The sequence below is a fragment of the Pseudomonas sp. S3_A03 genome, assembly GCF_054668275.1.
The window spans coordinates 115586-135386 of record NZ_CP162753.1 but is presented as its reverse complement, the minus strand read 5'-3'; the positions used below and the strand labels follow the sequence as shown (position 1 = coordinate 135386).

At 58.9% G+C, this 19801-nt stretch carries 14 protein-coding genes and 4 pseudogenes; 7 read left to right on the top strand and 11 right to left on the bottom strand.

Annotated elements, in window-relative coordinates; all coding sequences use genetic code 11:
- Positions 1–86 precede the first annotated feature (86 nt).
- The 3 genes and pseudogenes from AB4O25_RS00675 to AB4O25_RS00665 form a co-directional block, all read left to right on the top strand.
- Positions 87–4760, top strand: coding sequence for an RHS repeat-associated core domain-containing protein (locus AB4O25_RS00675; RefSeq protein WP_460150264.1), 4674 nt, complete (start codon positions 87–89; stop codon positions 4758–4760).
- A 4-nt stretch (positions 4761–4764) separates the two neighbouring features.
- On the top strand, positions 4765–5397 hold the full coding sequence (locus AB4O25_RS00670; RefSeq protein ID WP_460060691.1) for a hypothetical protein: 633 nt from the start codon (positions 4765–4767) through the stop codon (positions 5395–5397).
- 232 nt (positions 5398–5629) lie between these two features.
- Positions 5630–5806 (top strand): annotated as a pseudogene (locus AB4O25_RS00665) (DUF6896 domain-containing protein); the annotation flags it as partial.
- Between the two features lie 135 nt (positions 5807–5941).
- Here AB4O25_RS00665 and hemB read toward each other — a convergent pair.
- The 3 genes and pseudogenes from hemB to AB4O25_RS00650 all read right to left on the bottom strand — a co-directional run bounded on the left by hemB (position 5942) and on the right by AB4O25_RS00650 (position 8573).
- Positions 5942–6915 (bottom strand): annotated as a pseudogene (gene hemB / locus AB4O25_RS00660) (porphobilinogen synthase).
- Positions 6916–7028: 113 nt separating this feature from the next.
- Positions 7029–7871 (bottom strand): PhzF family phenazine biosynthesis protein, encoded by an 843-nt coding sequence (locus tag AB4O25_RS00655; RefSeq protein WP_068931632.1) that lies wholly within the window; start codon positions 7869–7871, stop codon positions 7029–7031.
- Between the two features lie 3 nt (positions 7872–7874).
- A complete protein-coding gene (locus tag AB4O25_RS00650; RefSeq protein WP_017526772.1) occupies positions 7875–8573 on the bottom strand; it encodes a glutathione S-transferase N-terminal domain-containing protein in 699 nt (232 codons plus the stop codon).
- A gap of 251 nt (positions 8574–8824) precedes the next feature.
- On the opposite strand from AB4O25_RS00650, the gene AB4O25_RS00645 reads away from it, so the two are divergent.
- Both AB4O25_RS00645 and AB4O25_RS00640 read left to right on the top strand, forming a co-directional pair.
- On the top strand, positions 8825–9526 hold the full coding sequence (locus AB4O25_RS00645; protein WP_017526771.1) for a hypothetical protein: 702 nt from the start codon (positions 8825–8827) through the stop codon (positions 9524–9526).
- A 44-nt stretch (positions 9527–9570) separates the two neighbouring features.
- Positions 9571–10626, top strand: coding sequence for a permease (locus tag AB4O25_RS00640; protein ID WP_068931631.1), 1056 nt, complete (start codon positions 9571–9573; stop codon positions 10624–10626).
- Here AB4O25_RS00640 and mnmH read toward each other — a convergent pair.
- From mnmH to AB4O25_RS00620, 4 genes and pseudogenes are all read right to left on the bottom strand, one after another.
- Positions 10616–11718, bottom strand: a pseudogene (gene mnmH / locus AB4O25_RS00635) (tRNA 2-selenouridine(34) synthase MnmH). The gene AB4O25_RS00640 and the pseudogene mnmH overlap by 11 nt on opposite strands.
- Positions 11715–12749, bottom strand: coding sequence for a selenide, water dikinase SelD (gene selD, locus AB4O25_RS00630; RefSeq protein WP_017526768.1), 1035 nt, complete (start codon positions 12747–12749; stop codon positions 11715–11717). Before selD ends, mnmH begins: the two are co-directional and overlap by 4 nt.
- A gap of 94 nt (positions 12750–12843) precedes the next feature.
- Complete coding sequence (locus AB4O25_RS00625; protein ID WP_017526767.1) at positions 12844–13593, bottom strand: TerC family protein; 750 nt, start codon at positions 13591–13593, stop codon at positions 12844–12846.
- A gap of 28 nt (positions 13594–13621) precedes the next feature.
- Positions 13622–13873 carry a hypothetical protein gene (locus AB4O25_RS00620; RefSeq protein WP_017526766.1) on the bottom strand — a complete coding sequence of 84 codons (252 nt, stop codon included), beginning with the start codon at positions 13871–13873 and terminating at the stop codon, positions 13622–13624.
- Positions 13874–14007: 134 nt separating this feature from the next.
- Here AB4O25_RS00620 and nhaR point away from each other — a divergent pair, with 134 nt between their 5' ends.
- Positions 14008–14910, top strand: a complete 903-nt coding sequence (nhaR, locus tag AB4O25_RS00615) for a transcriptional activator NhaR (RefSeq protein ID WP_017526765.1) — start codon at positions 14008–14010, stop codon at positions 14908–14910.
- Positions 14911–14914: 4 nt separating this feature from the next.
- On the opposite strand, the pseudogene AB4O25_RS00610 reads toward nhaR, so the two are convergent.
- Positions 14915–15274 (bottom strand): annotated as a pseudogene (locus tag AB4O25_RS00610) (MFS transporter); the annotation flags it as partial.
- Between the two features lie 140 nt (positions 15275–15414).
- On the opposite strand from AB4O25_RS00610, the gene sstT reads away from it, so the two are divergent.
- Positions 15415–16635 carry a serine/threonine transporter SstT gene (gene sstT, locus AB4O25_RS00605; protein ID WP_017526763.1) on the top strand — a complete coding sequence of 407 codons (1221 nt, stop codon included), beginning with the start codon at positions 15415–15417 and terminating at the stop codon, positions 16633–16635.
- Positions 16636–16704: 69 nt separating this feature from the next.
- Here the strand turns inward: sstT and AB4O25_RS00600 are convergent, their stop codons facing one another.
- The 3 genes from AB4O25_RS00600 to AB4O25_RS00590 are packed head-to-tail and all read right to left on the bottom strand — an operon-like array spanning position 16705 to position 19797.
- Positions 16705–18564: a hypothetical protein gene (locus AB4O25_RS00600; protein WP_460150262.1), complete on the bottom strand. Its 1860-nt coding sequence runs from the start codon at positions 18562–18564 to the stop codon at positions 16705–16707.
- Positions 18494–18988 (bottom strand): hypothetical protein, encoded by a 495-nt coding sequence (locus AB4O25_RS00595; protein WP_460150260.1) that lies wholly within the window; start codon positions 18986–18988, stop codon positions 18494–18496. Before AB4O25_RS00595 ends, AB4O25_RS00600 begins: the two co-directional genes overlap by 71 nt.
- A complete protein-coding gene (locus tag AB4O25_RS00590) occupies positions 18985–19797 on the bottom strand; it encodes a hypothetical protein (protein ID WP_460150258.1) in 813 nt (270 codons plus the stop codon). Before AB4O25_RS00590 ends, AB4O25_RS00595 begins: the two co-directional genes overlap by 4 nt.
- Positions 19798–19801: the final 4 nt, after the last annotated feature.

The window sequence follows — 19801 nt, the reverse complement described above, 5'->3', positions numbered from 1 at the left end:
CCTCTCCAAAGTCTCTCGCCTGATCATTCAGTGCGAGGGACCGCCATGTACCTATCCGTTAATGCCCTGCCCACCAGGGCTGCCTCTTGATTCCGGTTATTGCCAGCTTCGTTCTGGCGCCCATGGATGCCGACGCGCCGGATGTTGAACGCGTCCTGCGTGACTTGCGTAATTGCCTGAACACCTTCGACGACTGGACCGAAAGCTTTTGGAGTGGCTCGGCGCTTGAGGTGGAGCAGGTTTTCAAAGTCGGCGAAGAGGTTGCGTTGATCGCGCCGGTCTCTTCCAGAAAACCCAGCACAGTGGTCGCCACGTGTGATGCTCAGGGGTCGATGACCCTGGTGCATCTGTTTGAAAGCACGCGCTTCGTGCCTATCGGCAACACGCCGGTAATGCTGCAGGCCATCGCCCGGGATGGCAGCCCGACGGGACCGCCCATCCATCGAACCATCGGCCCCGGCGGCACGCTTGAAATCCAGGAATGTACCCGCGACCAACAATACCAAATTACGTTTTATCCCGACGTTTCCACGGATCACGTCAAGGCGCTGTATGCCTCCTATCAATCGGTGATCGCCGGGCTGGAAACGGGCCTGCGCGATGAGTGGGCGAAGACCTTCAAGCCCCAGTGGGACGAGTTTGCCGACGCCCCGTCTTTGCAACGCAGCGCAATGCAAGGCGCGGCGTTTTCCAGCGGTTTGGCTCAGGCGCTCTACAACCTGTGGGACAACATCACGCAGGTGTATGAGCTGTTATCGGATCTACAGGCCAACAGCGAAAAGTTGTTGGCGTACATCTCTCAGGCCGACCTCGATGAACTGCTGACGCTCGGCAGCGACGCCATTGCCCACGCGTTGCTGGTGCTGAGTGATGAGCCGCTGTTGTTCATTTTTATCTCGGCGATGGTCAGCTGGATACGCCTGCTGCCGCCGCCGCAGATGTTCGAATTGCTCGGCGAGATCACCGGCGAGGTCTTGATCAATCTACTGCTGATGTGGGCGACGGCAGGCACGGGCGTGACGCTGCGCCTGGGTGCTCAGGCGCTGGGGGCCATCAAGTCCGCACGGGTGCGGGGGTTGTTGGAGCTGCTGGCCAGGCACCTTGTGAGGCCAGGGTTGGAACCGCATGTCGCAGCGGCCAGGCCATTACTGCTGGGCAGTGCGGCGACGCCGATCAAGACGATTCCAGTGGCGTCGTTGAAGGCTGGGGAACACGTGGTTTCGAACCCTGTGCCGGCGGTTCGCAGCAAGGCTCAGCGCACGGTGTTGGTTCGGCAGGAACCTGTCGATGATGTGCCTGTTTCGGGGAAAAATCCGAAGGGGGATGCGGCGGCGCCTTCGGACAAGACCGTCACCAACGGCTGCCCGGTGTCGATGGTCACCGGGGAAGAACTGCTCACCCTCACCGATGGCGTTTTAGACGGGATTTTGCCGTTTGAGTGGACCCGTTTGTACCGCACCAGCGCGGTGGAAGTGGATGTTGGGCTGGGGTTTGGTTGGAGTCATTCACTGGCGCAGCGGCTTTCTGTTTCGGGCGATTCGGTGGTGTGGACCGACCATGAAAACCGGTCGACTGAGTTTCCACTGCCGACTGTTGCGCGCCCGGCGATCACCAATAGCCTGGCCGAAGCGGCGATCTATTTGGGGGCTTCGCCGGATGAGTTAGTGCTGGCCCAGGCCTCGCGGTTTTATCACTTTCGTGACGGGGTGCTGGTCTCGATCAGCGATGCGTATGACAACCGCCTGCGGATTTCGCGGGATGTGGTGGGGCGTATTGCACGGTTGGATAACGGCGTGGGGCGCTCGCTGTGTTTGCGCTATGAGCTGGGCCGCATGGTGGCGGTGGATTACCAGGTTCAGCGGGCCAAGGGGTACGAGCCTTACGAATGGATCACGGAACAGAACGTTGTTTCCTACGCCTATGACGACGCGGGACGACTGCTTTCGGCGACCAACGCCGTCGGCGAAAGCGAGGTTTATCGGTACGACGAGCAGCACGTCATTCTGGAGCGGGGCTTGGCCGGCGGGGCGAGTTTCTTCTGGGAATGGGAACGCTCTGGCAAGGCGGCGCGGTGTGTCCGGCACTGGGCCAGTTTTTCGCAGATGGATACGCGGTATGTCTGGGAGGACAACGGCCGCGTGGTCGTGCATAACGCCGATGGCAGTCAGGAAGTGTATGTCCACGATGACCGCGCACGGCTGGTGCAGCGCATTGATCCGGACGGCGCTCAGCACTTCAAATCCTACGATGACAAGGGTCGACTGACGGTCGAGCAGGATCCGCTCGGGGCGGTGACGGCGTATCAGTACGACGATGCCGGACGCTTGGTGGCGGTGTTTCCGGGAGATGATGAACCGACGTCCTACGAGCATGACAATGGCTTCGTACGGGTGGTAAGACGTGGTGAAGCGGTCTGGAAGTACGAGCGTAACGACCAGGGCGACGTGACGCGTAGGACCGATCCCGATGGTGAGGTGACGGACTACAGCTACAACAAGTACGGGCAACTGACGGGGGTTTGGTATCCCGATCACAGTTGTCATCGCCTGGTGTGGAACGAACGCGGTCAGCTCATTGAAGAGCAACGGCCCAATGGCGACACCAAGCGCTATCGCTACGATGATCTGGGCCGCCAGATTGCCCGCGAGGATGAACAAGGCGGGCTGACCCAATACCAATGGGACAGCGTCGGCCGATTGATTCGCATCGTGTTGCCAGGCGGTGCCACGCGAGAATACAGCTACAACCCCTACGGAAAAATCACCGCCGAACGCGACGAACGCGGCCACGTCACCCGCTACGAATACGCCGATGGCCTGCACCTGATCAGCCGCCGCCTCAACGCCGACGGCACCCAGGTCAACTACCGCTACGACAACGCTCGGCTGTTGCTCACCGAAATCGAAAACGAAGTCGGCGAAACCTACCGGCTCAACTACCACCCCAACGGCCTGATCCAGCAGGAAGTTGGCTTCGACGGTCAACGCACCGCCTACGTCTACGACCTCAACGGCCACCTGCAGGAAAAAACCGAACACGGCGACGATGGCCGTCAGCTAGTTACCGTTTACCAGCGCGATCACGCCGGCCGCCTTGTACGAAAAACCCTGCCCGACGGCAACATGGTCGATTACGCCTACGACCGCCAAGGCAACCTCCTCAGCGTCGACGACGGCCACTGGGCGCTGGCGTACGAGTACGACGCCCAAAATCGCCTCACCGGTGAACATCAGGGTTGGGGCACCTTGCGCTATGGCTATGACGCGTGCGGCCAGCTGCAACACCTGCGCCTGCCGGACAACAACCGACTGGTTTTTAGTCACGGTAGAGGCGGCGACCTCGCTACCGTCGAACTCAACGGTGCACTACTGACTTCTCACCTCTTCAAATCCGGCCAAGAACACCAACGCCAACAAGGCCAACTCCTCAGCCACTACCACTACGACGACCAACACCGCCTGCACGCCCACACCATCACCCAACAGGAAAACCACCTCTACCAACGCCACTACGATTACGACAAATCAGGCAACCTCACCCGCCTGAACGACACCCGCAAGGGCGAACACCGCTACCGCTACGACCCACTAGCCCGCCTCACCCGCGCCGACCATTCGCAAGACCTGCACGAACGCTTCGGCCACACCCTAGCGGGCAATCTACTGATGCACGACCGCCCCGGCCCGGACATTGTGGCGGGCAATCGGTTGATGATTCAGGGCGACCGGCACTACGACTACGACGCCTTCGGCAACCTGATCCGTGAACGGCGTGGACGTGGGCATGCGTTAGTCACTGAATACCGCTACGACTGCCAGCATCGATTGATCGGCCTCACTCAACCAGACGGCCACACCGCGAGCTACCGCTACGACCCGTTTGGGCGACGCATCAGCAAAACCGTCGATGGCATAACGACCGAGTTTTTCTGGCAAGGCGACAAACTCATCGCCGAGCACCATGCGGATCGTCATCGAAGCTACCTCTACGAACCCGATAGTTTTAGGCCGCTCGCCCTGCTGGAAGGCTTCGGCCCACAAGACACCAAGCCCTACCATTACCAACTCGACCACCTCGGCACGCCGCAGGAACTCACAGCTCCTGATGGCGAAATCGTCTGGTCCGCCCACTACCGCGCCTACGGCCAAATCAGCCGACTCGACATCGGAAAAATCGACAACCCGCTGCGCTTCCAGGGCCAATACTTCGATTCGGAAAGCGGACTGCACTACAACCGCCATCGCTACTACAATCCGGATGTTGGTCGTTACCTGACGCCGGATCCGGTGAAGCTGGCGGGTGGGATCAATGCCTACCAATACGCGCCCAACCCTACGGCATGGGTGGATCCGCTAGGCTTGAGTAAATGTCCTGCGAATGATGGGTGTAAACCCACCAAGCACGCGACAAACCCGGCGGAAAACGTCAAAGTCAATGAGGGTGATGTAGAGGCACCCAAAGGCTTTGATACTAAACTATCCAGAAATGGAGCATTTAGAAGGGCGAAAGCGATTGGCGGGATTCCCAAACATCAACATCCTGAACGCACATATGGTGATCCCCTTACCGATCAAACTCGCCATACAAAAAGCCGGGTCTACGAATTCAAATTAAACGGCAAAATAGTTGAAATTCGCGAACATTCCTTAGGTCACAAAAAAGGCAATCACGGCCCACACTTCAATACCAAAACAATCGTCGATGACAAAAAAGCGCCACTCACAATTGGCGATGACTCCCACACATATTTCAAGAGATAAATTTATGAAAACAGCATTCATCCAAGAAATCGGCATCAGACCTTGGGACCAACTATACCCAACCAATGAATGCGCATACTCTACGATATCTTTGATAAGTCAAGATTATAAAAATGTTTGGACCTCATGGTGCGAACTCGCTTCACTACTAGTATTTGAATGGCCAAAAATCATAACTTGGTACACTTTTGGATTCCCACACGAAAGTAAAACTCAGGAATACCTGTCTTTAAGAGAGCATGCAAAATCTTCATCATCAATTGATATTCTTAAAAAAAACGATGCAACCTCCATTTACTCAGGAATAGAGTACCTTAACCCGATCCTGCATCAAATAGACCCTTCAAAACTCACCAGCTATCGATATTGCGTAACACTTATGCAGAAAAAAAATAGTGACATTGACGACTTGTGGCGCAGACTGAGCCATTTAGACCTTCTCTCAAAAACTGATGACTTCAAATTGATACTTTCAGACGAAAGCTCGCTAGCTTTTAGATTTTTCGATGCGGAAACACACGGAATCGCACAGCTCATATGTCATGTCGAGCATGCAGACAACATTATTGAAAAAATTCGCACTTTAAATATAGAGAGAATCGAAAAAAAAGATGTGTACGACTACCTCCATAGCTAGACAAAAACAGATTAAATAATTTAACACTGAAACTCATATAAAGCTGTTAAATAGGAAAAGCATCAATAAGAAAGCCTTTTCCAACAGAGCGGCGCGAATTAAAGACACCAAACAAAGCCACAGAAAAATATAGACGAACCACTACTGCCAAGACGATGAAGATCCAAACCCTGAAAAATTTGATAATCGAGTATTTAGCGCAAGTAAAAAAAGCGACAGACTTGCTTGAGCAATCATTTGGAACCAAAACATTCTTAGATTATGGCATTCAAAAAATATCCCGCAACAAGGTTCAGTCACAGAAGACGTAACCTACGAGCTGCATGGGATTGGTTGCAGTGTTTATCTATCTGAAATATGTGTCGACTTCGATCACGGCCCGGATGAACGGATCGATGGTTTTGGCTCTTGGAGGTTGTATATGTACGCATGCGAAGTGCCAAGCAAGTACAAGAAATACACTAATAGTGGGGCTGCGGCGCAGCCCAGCACGAGCAAGCTTGCTCACCACAAACGCTTGCTCACTAAAGGGTTAGCAAAGGCTTTAGATCCCCGCCAACGCCAAATCCATCGCAAAGTAGGTAAAAATCAAATCCGCACCCGCCCGTTTGATCGAGCCCAGGGTCTCGCGAACCACGCGGTCCTCATCAATCGCCCCCGCCTGGGCACCGAACTTGATCATCGCGTATTCACCGCTTACCTGATATGCCGCCACCGGCAGGCGTGAGGCTTCGCGGATGTCGCGGATGATGTCCAGATAGGCACCGGCCGGTTTGACCATCAGGGCGTCCGCGCCTTCCTGTTCGTCGAGCAGCGATTCGCGCACGGCTTCGCGGCGGTTCATCGGGTTCATCTGGTAGCTTTTGCGGTCGCCCTTGAGTGCGCTGCCGCCGGCTTCGCGGAAGGGGCCGTAGAGGGCCGACGCGAATTTGGTCGAGTAGGCCATGATCGGGATGTGGGTGAAACCGGCGTCGTCCAAGGCGCGGCGGATGGCCTGGACCTGGCCGTCCATGGCGGCAGACGGTGCGATCACGTCGGCACCGGCACGGGCGGCGGCCACGGCTTGTTTGCCGAGGTTGATCAGGGTCAAATCGTTGTCGACATGGGCACCGTGCATCACGCCGCAATGGCCATGGTCGGTGTATTCGCAGAAGCAGGTGTCGGACATCACGATCATTTCCGGCACGGCGTCCTTGATGATCGAGGACATGCGCGACACCAGCCCGCGTTCTTTCCAGGTGTCGCTGCCGTTGGCGTCCAGGTGGTGGGACACGCCAAAGGTCATCACCGACTTGATGCCGGCGCGGGCATAGCGCTCGATCTCGCCGGCCAGTTTTTCTCAGGGATGCGCTGCACGCCCGGCATGCTGGTGATCGGCACGAAGTCGTCGATTTCTTCTTCGACGAAAATCGGCAGCACCAGGTCGTTGAGGGCGAACTCGGTTTCCTGGAACAAACCACGCAGCTCCGGAGAGCGGCGCAGGCGGCGTGGGCGGGCTTGGGGGAACTGGCTGGTCATGGTTTTCCTGGGCAAGACAAAAAACTGTGGGCAAAAGCTTATGCCCCAGCCCCCCGTAGCACAAACGCCCAGGGGCCAACAGTGTATTGCGCGGCCCGTAATAATTCATTGATCTAGAGCTGTAGACGCCCTTCAATACACACCGCGACGGCACCACCGACCCAGATATTTTCCCCTTGGCGTTCAATGCGAATACGCCCCGCGCGCCCCAATACCGTGCCTTGGCTGACCACATAGTGCTCAGGCGCCAGTTCCTCACCCAGCAGCCATTGCGCAACGCCGGCATTCAGGCTACCGGTGGCGGGGTCTTCCGGGGCGCCGTCACCGGCGATAAACCCGCGCACTTCAAATTGCGCGTCCACGTCGTCGTGCGCCGGGTTGCAAGGGCCGATCACGCCTACCGCAAGGCCGAGCAATCGGGCGTAGTCAGGTTGCACGTCGAGTACCGCCTGGCGATCGGCCAGCATCACCGCCAGCCAACCAGCGCCGTTGTCCACCCATTGGCTGCGCACGATTGCCTGCGGCGCAAGGTTCAGCCCCTGGCGCACGCGCTCCAGCACGTCGTCTTGCACCGGGCCTGAGCGCAACAAGGGCGGCGCAATAAACGCCAGCTCGTCGCCTTGACGGCGGATATGCACCAGGCCGACTTCGCACTCCTGGATGATGACTTCGCCTTTGGGCACGCCGCCCGCTTTCAGCCACGCGTGGCAACTGCCCAGTGTCGGATGCCCGGCGAAGGGCAGTTCCTGCACAGTGGTGAAAATTCTTACCCGATAGTCAGCCCTTGGATCGCGCGGTGTCAGCAAAAACGTGGTTTCGCTGAGGTTGGTCCAATTGGCGAAGTCGGCCATCTGCTGGTCGCTGAGGCTGTCCGCCCCAAGCACCACCGCCAGCGGGTTGCCTTTGAGCGGTACGCTGCTGAAGACATCCAGTTGCTTGAAATCGAAGGTCGGCATGCTTCAGCTCGGAATATTCAGGCCACGGATCACCGCCGGTCGAGCGATAAACCCATCCAGCGCGCGCAGTACATTGGGGAAGTCGGCGATGCCCACCAGATCGCCCGATTCGTAGAAGCCGATCAGGTTGCGGATCCAGGGGAAAGTGGCGATATCGGCGATGCTGTAGTCATCGCCCATGATCCAGGTGCGCCCCAGCAGACGTTTTTCCAGCACTTGCAGCAGGCGGCGCGATTCGGCGGCGTAGCGGTCGCGCGGGCGTTTGTCTTCGTAGGCTTTGCCGGCAAATTTGTTGAAGAACCCCAGTTGGCCAAACATCGGACCGATGCCGCCCATCTGGAACATCAGCCACTGAATCGTTTCATAACGTGTCGCCGGATCTTCGGAGAGCAACTGGCTGGTTTTCTCGGCCAGGTAGATCAGGATCGCGCCGGACTCAAACAGCGCCAGCGGCCGGCCGGACGGGCCATTGGGGTCGATGATCGCGGGAATTTTGTTGTTGGGGTTCAGGGACAGAAACTCGGGGGACAACTGGTCCTGCGTGTCGAAGCTGACCTTGTGCGCCTCATAAGGCAGGCCCAATTCTTCAAGCATGATCGAAACCTTGACGCCGTTGGGCGTGGGTAGCGAGTACAGCTGCAGGCGCTCAGGGTGTTGGGCAGGCCATTTGCTGTGGATCGGAAAGTCAGCGAGTGAGTTCATCGGGCGGTCCCTGGGGCAGAAAGTACCCATCATAGTCATCTGGACGCTGTCCTGCATGGGTCATCAATACGCAATATCCGCTGGCTATTATCCCGCGAGGGCGAACCAATACGCCCTCGCGCACTCTTAAGAGCGCTCACGGTGAATGGAGGCACCTCGCTATTTCGACAGGGAACACCGCAAGACGCCCCCGGCGTCATCGGGGCCAGGCTTGTCCGCCTTAACGTGACGCACGAAGACTCGAACCGACCATGAAGATCAAGCCTCTGCGCCTTGTGCAACGCCTTAGCCACTACGCCTACATCATGCTGCCGCTGCTGCTGGTCAGCGGCGCCATGGTCGCCGCCCTCGACGCCCGTGAAAGCCGCGCCCAGCCCGTGGACGGCGTGCAAACCCTGGTATTCCTGCGCCACGGTGAAAAACCCGCCGGCGGCCTGGGCCAGCTCAATTGCCAGGGCCTGAACCGCGCAATGAACCTGGCGACGGTATTGCCGGAAAAATTCGGCAAGGCCGATTTCGTTTTCGCCGCCAACCCGACGCGCAATGTCGAGGAAGGTGAGCTGGACAACTCCTACAGCTACATTCGCCCCTTGATGACCATCAGCCCCAGCGCCATCAAGTTGGGCCTGCCGGTGAATATCAAGTTCTCGGCAAACGACACCAGCGACCTGGCTGATGAACTGGTCGAAGACAAATATCACAATGCCACCATCTACACGGCCTGGTCACACGGCTATCTGCCGGAGTTGATCAACAAAGTGGCAAGTGAAGCCTCCGGTGAAAAACACACCATCACCGACGACTGGTCCGGCAGCGACTACGACACCTTGTATGTACTGACACTGACCTGGCACAACGGCAAGGCCTCGCTGCTGAGCCGCAACTACAAACAAGGCTTGAACGACGGCGAACAGACCTGCCCGGAACCTACACAGGTGAGTGCTGACAGCTGAGAGCGTATGATGCGCCGCTATTGACTCATCTACGGATCATCACCATGTCCAACCCTGCCTCCATCCAGCCCGCCCGGGGCTGGTCATTCTGGTGCAAACCCGCGCTGTTCCTGCTGGTCGCCTGCGTCGGCCTCTACTACGTGAAATGGTCGCCCTACTACTTCAAAGCGTTTGTGGCGGCGGATAACCACAGCATCGGCGCCTCGATTCTCAATGATCAGCAAAGTTCGCCCCTGGCGGCGGCGCTGGCCTACGCCCAGGTTTACTTCCTGGCGATCTGGAAAGCGGCTGTGCTGGCGGTAATCCTCGGTTCCTTGCTGCAAGTGCTGATCCCCCGCGACTGGCTGCTGCGCCTGTTCGGCCGTGCCGGGCTGGGCTCGACCGTGCGTGGCGGGCTGTTCGCCTTGCCGGGCATGATGTGCAGTTGCTGCGCGGCACCGGTGGCGGCGGGCATGCGGCGCCAACAGGTCTCGGTGGGTGCGGCGCTGGCGTTCTGGATCGCCAACCCGGTGCTCAATCCAGCCACCCTGGTGTTCATGGGCTTTGTGCTGGGCTGGGGCTTTACCGCGTTGCGGCTGGTGGCGGGCATCGTGCTGGTGGTGGGCGTTTCGCTGGTGGCGCAGCGCATCGCACGCCCGGACCAAGTGCCGGAAGCGGCGCTGGATGCTGTGGCCGAAGTCAGCGCCGCAGAGTCCAAACCGTTCCTGACCCGCTGGTTGCGCACGCTGTGGCAACTGTTCTGGAGCACCATCCCTATCTACATCCTCGCGGTGCTGGTGCTGGGCGCGGCGCGGGTGTGGTTGTTCCCCCACGTGGACGGGGCCATGGCCAACAGCCTGGTATGGCTGGTGCCGCTGGCGATTGTCGGCACGCTGTTTGTGATTCCTACAGCAGCCGAGATCCCTATCGTACAAACCATGATGACCCTGGGCATGGGCGCCGGCCCGGCCGTGGCCTTGCTGATGACCCTGCCGAGCGTGAGCCTGCCGTCACTGCTGATGCTGCGCAAGGATTTCGATGCGCGGGTACTGGTGACGGTGGCCGGGTTGACCATGCTGGTGGGGGTGGTATGTGGGCTGATCGGCGCCGCTATCCTTTAATCAAGGCGCGCTCGCGCAGGTAAGCAATCACGGCGCCCTGCTCTCCCGCAAACTCGATACGTGCGCCTTTGCTTTCGCGCTGGAAGGCGTACATCGGGTCGTAGTACTCGCGCAATAACCCTTCGATCCAGCCGCGATGCAGCTCCACGGCGCCGCTGCGCGCCTGTTCCGCCAGGGCGTCCTGCATGATCGCGTGCAACCGCTGGAAGCGTTCGCCGCCCAAACGCTTGTGGATATTGGCCAGCTCTGGGTCAGGCGTTCGGCAAAAAACGCGTAGCCGTTTTCGCCAAACACCGCGATAAACTCGGCGCACAGGTTGATCACATAATCGCGCAGGATGCGCTCGACGCGCCCTTCAACGCTGTCTTCCAGCCATACCATCGCAAAGCCCTGCATGCCCTTGTGCAGTGGCAATGGCAGAGCGCAGCTGCCGATCATGCGGCTCTCGTCCTCGACCACGAAGCGTTCGATACCCGCCGCGCGTTTTTTCAGCAGGTCCACTGCCAGGCGGTTTTCGAAGTCGATGTTGGACGGCTGCGTCGTGGCACGCTTGCCGAAGCTGGAACCGCGATGGTTGGCGTGGCCTTCCAGGTCCAAGGCGTTGTTCAACTGGGTGAGCACCTCGGTCTTGCCGGTGCCGGTCATACCGCCCAGCAATACGAAGTCACACTGGGCCGTAGCCTGCTCGATGGTCTCCACCAGGAACGTACGCATGGCCTTGTAGCCACCGCCGACGCGCGGGTAGTCGATGCCGGCTTCGGTTTTCAGCCATTGCTGCACGATCTGCGAACGCAGCCCGCCGCGAAAGCAATACAGGTACCCGTTGGGGTTGGCCTGGGCAAACTGCGCCCACTGCTCGATACGTTCAGCCTTGGTGGCACCGGATACCAACTGATGCCCAAGCACGATGGCCGCTTGCTGGCCCTGCTGCTTGTAGCAGGTGCCGACCCGCCGACGCTCGTCATCGGTCATCAGCGGCAGGTTGACCACGCCGGGGAACGCGCCCTTGGTGAACTCGACCGGCGCACGGGTATCCATCATCGGCCGGTCGTTGAGGAAGATGTCGCGGTAATCGGTGATGTCAGCCATCAAGCCACCTCTACCGCGTTGCTCTGTCGCTCAACCAGTACGCCAATCGGCTCCAGGCTCAGGCCCAGTTCGGCGGCCACCGCCTGGAATTGCGCGTCGCCCTCCGGGGTGACGGCGATCAACAGGCCGCCGCTGGTCTGAGGGTCGCACAGCACACGTTTGTGCAACTCCTGCAAACGCCCCAGTTTGCTGGCGTAGCTGTCGAAGTTGCGCAAGGTGCCACCGGGTACGCAGCCTTGTTCCAGGTAGTACTCGACCCCTGGCAGGCGTGGGACTCTTTCATACTCGATACGCGCAGTCAGGCCGCTGCCGTCAGCCATTTCTACCAGGTGGCCCAACAGGCCGAAGCCGGTGACGTCGGTCATCGCGGTCACGCCAGGCAGTTTGCCGAAGCGGCTGCCCGGGGTGTTGAGGGTGCACATCCAGTCACGAGCCAGGCCGATATCCGCCTCGCGCAACTTGCCCTTCTTTTCGGCGGTGGTGAGGATGCCGATGCCCAAGGGCTTGGTCAGGTAAAGCTTGCAGCCTGCAGTGGCGGTGTCGTTGCGCTTCATATGGCGCTTTTGCACGATGCCGGTCACGGCCAGGCCGAAGATCGGCTCCGGCGTGTCGATCGAATGCCCGCCCGCCAGGGGGATACCGGCGGCGTCGCACACCGCGCGACCGCCACGGATCACTTCCCGGGCGATTTGCGGCGCCAGTACGTTCACTGGCCAGCCAAGAATGGCGATGGCCATCAAGGGGTCACCGCCCATGGCATAGATGTCGCTGATGGCGTTGGTGGCGGCGATACGGCCGAAATCGAAGGGATCATCGACAATCGGCATGAAAAAGTCGGTGGTGGAGACCACGCCGCGCTCGTCGTCGATGGCGTATACCGCTGCATCGTCGCGCGAAGCGTTGCCGACCCACAGGTTGGGATCAAGGTTCTGGGCGCCGCTGCCGGCGAGGATCACTTCCAGGACCTGTGGCGAAATCTTGCAGCCACATCCCGCGCCGTGGCTGTACTGGGTAAGGCGAATCGGCTCGTTCATGGTGGACCTCAAGCTATCAAGTGCGCCGATTCTACCAGACAGCAAAAAGCCGGCTGGGCTCTTGTGAGCACAGCCGGCCTGTTTGTTTCAGCGGTTACTGGCGGGCAGCGAGCAAACGCTTGTGGCGGTTGCGCCGTGCAATGTTCAAGCACTCGATGGCCGCCGAGAAGGCCATGGCCGCATACACGTAGCCTTTAGGCACATGGGCTCCGAAGCCTTCGGCGATCAGCGTCATGCCGATCATGATCAGGAAGCCCAGGGCCAGCATCACCACGGTCGGGTTGTCGTTGATGAACTTGGCCAACGGTTCAGCCGCCACCAGCATCACGATCACCGAGGTCACCACGGCAATGATCATGATCGGCAAGTGTTCGGTCATGCCTACCGCCGTGATGATGCTGTCGATGGAGAACACCAGGTCGAGCAGCAGGATCTGCCCGATGGCCGCCGCGAAACCGATGGCCACGGTGTTACCCACTGTGGCTTTCTCTTCGGGCTCCGGGTCCATGCTGTGATGGATTTCGGTGGTGGCCTTCCATACCAGGAACAAGCCGCCGGCGATCAGGATCATGTCCTTCCACGAGAACGCTTGGCCGAACACTTCAAACACCGGCGCCGTCAGTTGCACGATAAACGCGATGGTGCTCAACAGACCCAGGCGCAATATCAACGCCATGCTGATACCGATGCGCCGTGCCTTGGCCCGGTGCTGCTCGGGCAATTTGTTGGTGAGAATCGAGATAAAGATCAGGTTATCGATGCCCAGCACGATTTCCATGACGATCAAGGTAGCCAGTGCAACCCAGGCGGTCGGGCTGGCGGCCAGTTGTAAAAGGTAATCCATGGTTCAGTCCTGACGTTGTGCTGGGAAATTAGGCTTCTTTGCTGTTCGATTCAGACGCTTGTTCTTGCTGATCGTCCTTTTTTTGCGGCGTGATCAAGCCTTGCGTCGCTTCACTCAATGCCTGCTCGGCGGCCTTGTGGGTGTCATCGATGGCTTGCTTGGCCGACTCAGTGGCTTTGCCCAGCACCTGTTGCGCACTTTTCTCGACCTGGTCGCAACCGCTGGTCATCACCAATGAAAGCGCAAGCAACGACGCCGCGCCCAGGGAATTGAGTGTCATGTTGTATTCCTCGTTAGAACCATTGGGTCCAAATAGTGGCCCCGCGATAGCGAGGCATTCTATGCAGGCGAACACTTCAGGAAAATTCGTATTTTTTTCGCTTATACTTCGGTTTTTACGAAGTGACCGCACCCATGCTCAATTACCGACAGTTGCATTACTTCTGGGTTGTGGCCAAGACCGGCAGCATCGTGCGCGCCTGTGAGCAACTGAACCTCACCCCCCAGACCATCAGCGGGCAAATCAGCCTGCTGGAGCAAACCTTCGGTATCGCGCTGTTTCAACGGGTCGGCCGCCAGCTTGAACTCACCGAAGCCGGGCGCCAGGCCCTGCCCTACGCCGAGCAGATGTTCCAGACCGGCAATGAGTTGGAAGCCATGCTGCGCGCGCAACCCAATGAACAGCAGATTGTGTTTCGCGTCGGCGTCGCGGATGTGGTGCCCAAGTCCATCGTTTACCGGCTGATCGCACCGACCATGGAGTTGAGCGAGCCGATCCGTATCACCTGTCGCGAAGACAAACTCGAACGGTTATTGGCCGACCTGGCGATCCAGCGCCTGGACCTGGTGATTTCCGACAGCCCCATGCCAACGCACCTGGACATCAAGGGCTACAGCCAGAAGCTGGGCGAATGCGGCATCAGTTTTTTCGCCACCCAGGCACTGGCTGACCGCCATCGCGGCGATTTCCCACAATGCCTGCAAGGCGCGCCGTTGCTGATCCCAGGCGCAGAGACCGTGGTACGCAGCCGTTTGCAGCGCTGGTTCGCCGAGCAGCAGATCCAACCGAAAATCATCGGTGAATTCGACGACAGCGCCCTGATGCAAGCGTTTGGCCAATCCGGCAGCGGGATTTTTATCGCCCCCAGCGTGATTGCCGATGAAGTGGTGCGCCAGTACGGCGTGGCACTGATTGGCCAGACCGATGCGGTCACCGAGTCGTTCTATGCGATCTCGGTGGAGCGCAAGGTCAAGCATCCCGGCATTGTGGCGATTACCGAGGGCGCACGGCGCGAGTTGTTTACCGCCCTGCCCTGACCGGTCAGGCGCTGGACGCGACCGGTTGTCTGGCAGTCATCAACCATAGCGCCAGCAGGATCGACACCAGGATAAACCCGGATGCGGCAAACCCCAGGCTGCCCAGGCCAAAAGTGTCGATCACATGCCCGCCGACCAACGCCCCCAGACCAATGCCCAGGTTGCCCCCGGCAATGCTCAGCGACGCGGCAAAGGCCGGGGCATGGGGCGCGGCCTTCATCAGTCGCACATGGCTGACCAGAAACATCGCGGCCTGGGTCACGCCCCACACGGCCATTGCCGCCGCCAGGCCGGCGCTGGAGTGAATCGCCGGCACCAGCGCCACCATGCCCGCGATCATGAACCCGCAGAACACCATGGACGCAGCCCGGCCTGGGCGCGGGTGACCGAATGCCGCACAGGTCGGGCCGTTAGCAGCGGCATGCTAGACTCCGCGCCCTGTTTCTTACAGAACATTCCGCCCGTACTGCTGCGTCCTATTAAAAAAACTAGAGACAACTGTTTATGACTGCTGCCCCCACCCTGTTACAACGACTGATGCGCGTCAGCCTGGTCACCCAAATCGTCATCGGCCTGATCGCCGGGATTCTGCTGGCCCTGCTCCTGCCCGAGGCCGCCAGGGCTACCGGTTTTATTGGCAAGGTGTTTGTTACGGCGTTGAAAGCTGTGGCGCCGATCCTGGTGTTTGTGTTGGTGATGGCGTCGATTGCCAACCATAAGCACGGCCAGGAAACCCATATCAAACCGATTCTGTTCCTGTACTTGCTAGGCACCTTTGCCGCAGCCGTCGTGGCGGTGGTTGCCAGCATGTGGTTTCCGTCGTCGCTGGTACTCGCCAGCCATGACGTCACCGTCAGCGCGCCGGGCGGCATCGGCGAGGTGCTGCAAAGCCTGCTGCTGAGCGTGGTGGACAACCCGGTGAGCGCACTGATGAACGCCAACTTCATCGGCATCCTGGCCTGGGCCATCGGTATGGGCATCGCCATTCGCCATGCGGGCGCTGCCACCCGCACCGTGCTGGACGATTTGTCCAACGGCGTGACCCTGATCGTACGTGTGGTGATCCGCTTTGCGCCGCTGGGTATCTTCGGCCTGGTCGCGTCGACCCTGGCCACCTCCGGCTTCGGCGCGCTGCTCGGCTACGCGCACCTGCTGGTGGTACTGATCGGTTGCATGCTGTTCGTGGCACTGGTGGTCAACCCGGCGATCGTGTTCTGGAAGCTGCGTCGCAATCCCTACCCACTGGTGCTGATGTGCCTGCGTGAAAGCGGTATTACCGCGTTCTTCACCCGCAGTTCGGCGGCGAACATCCCGGTGAACCTGGCCTTGAGCAAGCGCCTGGGCCTGCATGAAGACACTTATTCAGTGTCGATTCCACTGGGGGCCACCATCAACATGGCCGGGGCCGCGATCACCATCACGGTATTGACGCTGGCGGCCGTGCACACCCTGGGCATCAGCGTTGACCTGCCCACCGCCGTGCTGCTGAGTGTGGTCGCCGCCGTTTGTGCCTGCGGCGCCTCGGGCGTGGCCGGCGGCTCGCTGCTGCTGATCCCCCTGGCCTGCAGCCTGTTCGGTATTCCAAGTGAAATCGCCATGCAGGTCGTGGCTGTCGGTTTCATCATCGGTGTGTTGCAGGATTCTGCGGAAACCGCACTCAACTCCTCCACCGACGTGCTGTTCACCGCTGCCGCGTGCCTGGGCAAGGAAGAACAACCGGCCTGAATAATCCCCCGATAAAAGCCCGGTACGTTCCCGCCAAGAAACGACCGGGCGTTTTGGTTTTACGGGCCGTCAGGCACTGGAACTTTCAACGCGAAACCCCTCAAGCGGCACGCCATACCTTTTCTTGCTTTTAGGATCGTATGCGAACCACTTACCCAGCACCTCGTCAAATTTTGCGGTGATTTTTGATGTATCGCCGAGGATGTAGGTGCCTACCGCAATACCCTCCTGTTTATCCTGATAAGCCCGATTTACACCGCGGTTGGTGGAGACTGCCTTCCAAGAAAAAGTGCCTTTGCCCAGCAATGACTGATGCAGTGGCAACCCCCTGCTGACAATTGCCTTGCCTCCCGCAAACGGATTGGCCGCACTGACGGCTGCGCGTGCCAGTATGCCGCCGGCCTTTTTCACCTGGCCCCCCAGGCCTGCAATTTTACCGGCGGCGAAATAGCCACCTAACGCAAAGCCAAAAACGTCGAAGCCCAAAAATGCGAGCCCGCCGCTGACGTCGCCTTTTTGGAAACGATCGATGGCCGATGCAAAAGGCACCAAGGCTCGGGTGACTGCCTGGATTTTTTCAAACTCCGTCACTTCACTGTCAAAGGTGGTAAAGCCCCTCGCCGCCTTGACCAGCTCATTGCGCTCGCCTGGTTTGAAGAGGTTATTGAGGACCGTATCAGCAATATATTGGGTCCTTGCAGAGTTGAAGGTCTGCACGAGCGCTGGAGATTCGTCCCGCGCTTTGCGTTGCTCAGCCTCAGCCCCCTGCGCCTTGATTTCCCGTATCGACTTGTTGCGCCCCAAATGCACCCACTCACCTTGTCGGCCTGGCTTAAGATCGGGCGACAGATCCGTTCGCTTACGCACAAACCCTTGCTGGGGATTCACCTCGTACACGGTTTTACGCCCTTGGTAGGTTGTCACGAACAGGAGCGAGCGGTTGTCGTCGGGCTGCCGACTCTCGTAGGAAAACTGTTCGACCCGGTTTGCAAAGTGGCTGGTACGCGTCACATCTTCTTCGGCATAGACACTCAATTCACCGTATTCCAAGGCTTTCTTATCACCCTCAGGCAGTAGCGACATTAAATGTTTGATCGCAACGTCCGCGCCCCCCTTAAGCCCGGCGTAGTAATCCGTGACGTTTTTTTCGAACACTTCGTTAATCGGCGCAAGACGGTAGAACGCCTCTGAAATTTGCTCAAAAGGGACGGTTGAGTCCTGCGAATACCAGCGTGTGTGTTTGGGCCTGTCGAGATAGAGGTCCAGCATCGAATAAGGTCCGAGCAAATCCCGTTCCCTCTCAGCAGGCATCAGTACTTTTTTTTCGAAGTCTATGTCGCCGTAGGCCTTGAAGTGCGCCTTTAGAGTTGCGAGCGCCAACTCTTTTCGGGTGGCTAACTGCTTACGGGACGCTTGCGAGGCTTTTTTCAACGTATCGAAGCGCTCACCGGCCAGGGCACTGGCACGTTCGATCTCTTCGGCCGAGTAATTATTGTCAGGCCGCTTCTCGATGGCACCGTCCGCCACCGCCCAATGGATCAACCCCTCCCGCCCAGCCAATGCCTCGACGTTTTTTTCTTCGGCAGAAATCGGACCAAGGTCGTCCTTGAGCAATTGCTCGTAGGATTTACCTGCCGTGGAGCCGGGGGCACGGTATTCGGCCTTGGCGACAATAGACTTCAGGCTGACCCAGGCAGGCGAGCCATAAGACACGTCATCCGGAATATCCTTGACCAGTAATTCGGGCGCATGGTGTGACAACAGCAGGTAGGCGGCAACCGGAGCATTTTTGCCGTAAGACCGACGCAGATGTTCAGTCAGACCATGAGCGACCACAGACAGTGGCTTACCCCAATGCTCACGTTGCGACAGGTCGAACCCAGCCAGCCTGTTCTTTTCTTCCGGGTGCCAGAACGCCTGCGGATTCAAGCCGATTCTGCAAAGCGGAGAGCGCCCACTCCTGCGCGCTGCCAGCCCCCTGAAACTGGGCTCGCAGCGCTTCACCCAGCGCCTGTGCGGCGGGGGTTTTCAACAGTTTCGTTATCGCATCGCGCGGATTTTGCAGATCCGCCTCGGACCAGTTGACGGTTTGACTCAGAAACCCGAACGCCGTTTGGCTCAACTTCAGCGACTTGAACTCGGGCAATTCAAATGTGTTGTAGTTAACCGCGTCGTAAATTCGCTGCTGTTGTGCCCGATCAAGCGGAATGGGCCACGACAACCCGCCGCCCAGATCACCGTGCGGCGGTCGGGAGACCTGACGACGGAACAGCACTTGGCCCATGTTTTTAAGTTCGGCCAGATCGACGGGGCGATCCCAACCTTGCCCCTCCATGAATTGTAAAAGGCTCACGGACTGCCCCGCCTTCGGCTGGTTATCCACGTGAAACCCGGAACGCGGGTCCAGCTTGAACGGTTGATTTCGCAAAAAGTCGCCAACCCCTCTGCATGGTCGTAGGGCGCGCGGCTTCGGCGCGAGTGAATAATCGCCTGCTCATCGAGATAGGCCGGTGCCTTGACTATCGCCGCCAGCAACGCATCCCTGAACCTGAGCAGGTCGCGTTTATCGGCAATAAGGCTTTTATGGGCGTTGAGTGCCTGTTCGGACCTCGCTTCTCCCGCACCCGCGGTCGCAAATCCGCCGTGCTGTTGCAGTTGCTGAGCACGCTGACCATCTTTGAGCGGGTCGTCGTGGAACGTTTCGCCATAGAACTGCGCCACCATGGAAACCGGCACACTGTCGGCATACACGGCCTTGCGCGTAATCCCGTTGGGCGCCAAAGCGTGAGCGGCAGTCAGAATCGCTTGGGATACCTGCGCCCACCCCGAGTCGTCATCGAGAGAGAACCTGCATTGCTCGCCGTTTTTATTCCACGCCTGCAGCTCCCCGGTTGAGGGACGGAGCGTCACCAAGGATAGGTGAAGTCCGTTCGCGTTAAACCATGTCAAAAAGTCTTTGTCTTCTAACGCCGCACGTAATTGCGCGCGCCACTGGCCGAAGCTGGAGTTAAGCGCAATGTCCGTGATGTCCCCAGCGCGCCAAGGAGGCAGTGTGCTTTCTTCGAGGGCCTTTGCGTATTTGGCCGCCAATTCACTGTTGCCCTGATCGCGTAATGAGGACCGATGGGCGCCCGCCTGCGTCGATGAGCCGTCTTGCGCCACCTCG